Raw genomic sequence first — 2,693 nt, forward strand, 5'->3', positions numbered from 1 at the left:
GGAACGCCGCCATGAACCGGTCCTTCTCGTCCTGCCGAGGAGTACCGACATCCCCGGACGGCAGGTAGAGCGACGCCACCACCACACCGGGCAGTTCGATCTCCACGTACCGGCCGCTCGCCTCGAACTCGGCCACGCCGAAGCCCACACGCACCGAGGAAGGCTCAACGCGCGAGAGCACGCCGACGCCCGCACGGCCCTTCAAGGAAGAAGGCGCGTACACGCCGTGCCAGCCGTCGGGTGAGTGGAGATCCGCGGCCAGCTCGGCCGGCTCGGCGCGGACCTCCTGCAGGCACACCACGTCCGCGGACGAAGACGCGAGCCACTGGAGGTAGCCCTTCTTCGCGGCGGCGCGCAGGCCGTTGACGTTGACCGTGGAGATCGTGAGCACGACGCGGGAGCCTACTTGGAGGCCAGGCCCCAGGGCTTCGGGTACTCGGCGTCGCAGCCTGCGCAGCGCGCGGTCAGGTCGAGGTAGCCGACGAGGGTGGCCATCTCGTCGCGGGGCAGCGCGAGCTGGCGCTGGCCGTCGATCTCCGTGTAGAGGCCCTGCCACTCGGGCTCGCAGGTGCACGGCACCAGGCTCTTGCCCCTGCCCCACCGGAAGACGTTCCGCAACATGCCCGCGAGTCTACTTGCAGGTCGAGTCGCTGGTCAGCGCCGTGAACTGCTGGCTGACCCAGCGGCGGTCGCCCAGCATGCGGTAGCCGTCCTCCACGCGCGACGACGCCTCGGTCACGGCGTCGCGGGGCATCGTCGAGACGATCGGCTGCAGGTCGCCGGGGCCCGAGCGGACGTTGAGGATGTCCGCGGTCACCGTGATCTTGCAGATCTCGTCGGCCTTGGCGCTGTCCATCGGCTTGCCGCCGTTCATCGCGTACATCACCCCCGCGACGCCCAGCACGCCGATCACGATCAAACCCCTGACCGGTACTCCGAACATGACGCCTCCCGACCCGCGAACTGCCTTCCAGCAGCAGATATAGCGGCAAACGAACCGAGGAGACGCCAGCGCGACGGGAACCACCCGCAAGAGGAACCGACCGGGTGACGCGCGAACGAAGAAGGCCACCCCGGTGTGACCGGGGTGGCCTTCGTCAGAGCGCGGACGTCAGAACGACGCCATCTTCTTCTTGAGGTTCTCGTCGAGCGCGGCGAGGAAGTCCTCGGTGGTCAGCCACGCCTGGTCCTTGCTGATCAGCAAGGCCAGGTCCTTGGTCATCTGACCGGCCTCGACGGTCTCGATCACGACCTCCTCGAGCGCCTCGGCGAACCGGACCACCTCGGGGGTGCCGTCCAGCTTGCCGCGGTGCATGAGGCCACGGGTCCACGCGTAGATCGACGCGATGGGGTTCGTGGAGGTCGGCTTGCCGGCCTGGTGCTGGCGGAAGTGGCGCGTCACGGTGCCGTGCGCGGCCTCCGCCTCGACCGTCTTGCCGTCCGGCGTCATCAGGACCGACGTCATCAGGCCGAGCGAGCCGAAGCCCTGCGCGACCGTGTCGGACTGGACGTCACCGTCGTAGTTCTTGCACGCCCAGACGTAGCCGCCCTCCCACTTCATCGCGGCGGCGACCATGTCGTCGATCAAGCGGTGCTCGTAGGTGAGGCCCTTGGCGTCGAACTCCGCCTTGAACTCCTCGTCGAACACGCGCTGGAAGATGTCCTTGAACTGGCCGTCGTAGGCCTTCAGGATCGTGTTCTTCGTCGACATGTAGACGGGGTAGCCCCGCTGCAGGCCGTAGGAGAACGAGGCGCGGGCGAAGTCCTCGATGGACTTGTTGTAGTTGTACATGCCCATCGCCACACCGCCCTCCGCCGGGAACTCGGTGACGACGTGCTCGATCGGGTCCGAGCCGTCCTCCGGCTGGAACGTGATCGTGAGCTTGCCGGCGCCGGGCACCTTGAAGTTGGTGGCCTTGTACTGGTCACCGTGCGCGTGACGGCCGATGATGATCGGCTTCGTCCAGCCGGGGACGAGCCGCGGCACGTTCGAGATGATGATCGGCTCGCGGAAGACGACACCGCCGAGGATGTTGCGGATCGTGCCGTTCGGCGAGACCCACATCTTCTTGAGGCCGAACTCCTCGACGCGCGCCTCGTCCGGCGTGATCGTGGCGCACTTGACGCCGACGCCGTGCTTCTTGATGGCGTTCGCGGCGTCGATCGTGACCTGGTCGTCCGTGGCGTCCCGGTGCTCGATGCCCAGGTCGTAGTACTCCAGAGTGACGTCCAGGTACGGGTGGATCAGCTTGTCCTTGATGAACTGCCAGATGATCCGGGTCATCTCGTCGCCGTCGAGCTCGACGACGGTGCCCTGAACCTTGATCTTGCCCATAACTCCGGGCGCTCCTCTCGCGACGATGCAAGCAAGACAAGCGTACTGGTAAACCGTCCACCCGCGCCTGCGACCCTGGTTACACCGATTCAGGCTCGCGGTCGGTCGACCGGCTCACGTGTTCCCACTTGTCGATTTCCGCATTCCGTGCCTGGTCTGCCAGACGCACCATATCCACCGCGTCGCTGCCCAGCAGAAGACAAGACGGCGGGGTGTCCATGGCCACCACGTCGAGCAGGACGCGGGCGGCCTTGGCCGGGTCACCGGGCATGTTGCCGTGCGCCCCGCGCATCATGCCGAGCAGTACCCCGACAGACGGAACGTAGTCCTCACCCGGCTCCGTCACCACCAGGGACGG

The 2,693-nt window shown here is 66.9% G+C and carries 4 protein-coding genes and 1 pseudogene; all 5 read right to left on the reverse strand.

Going from position 1 to position 2,693, the window contains the following annotated elements; all coding sequences use genetic code 11:
* The coding region (locus VF330_RS24525; protein ID WP_330854019.1) for an endonuclease/exonuclease/phosphatase family protein at nucleotides 1-391 on the reverse strand (391 nt) is incomplete at its 3' end.
* 11 nt (nucleotides 392-402) lie between these two features.
* A complete protein-coding gene (locus VF330_RS24530; RefSeq protein ID WP_330854020.1) occupies nucleotides 403-621 on the reverse strand; it encodes a hypothetical protein in 219 nt (72 codons plus the stop codon).
* Nucleotides 622-631: 10 nt separating this feature from the next.
* Entirely contained in the window at nucleotides 632-943 is a 312-nt protein-coding gene (locus tag VF330_RS24535) for an SH3 domain-containing protein (protein WP_330854021.1), read from the reverse strand.
* Between the two features lie 168 nt (nucleotides 944-1,111).
* Entirely contained in the window at nucleotides 1,112-2,335 is a 1,224-nt protein-coding gene (locus VF330_RS24540) for an NADP-dependent isocitrate dehydrogenase (protein ID WP_330854022.1), read from the reverse strand.
* Nucleotides 2,336-2,414: 79 nt separating this feature from the next.
* Nucleotides 2,415-2,693 (reverse strand): annotated as a pseudogene (locus VF330_RS24545) (hypothetical protein); the annotation flags it as partial.

The sequence above is a fragment of the Lentzea sp. genome, from assembly GCF_036380075.1.
Classification (GTDB): domain Bacteria; phylum Actinomycetota; class Actinomycetes; order Mycobacteriales; family Pseudonocardiaceae; genus Lentzea.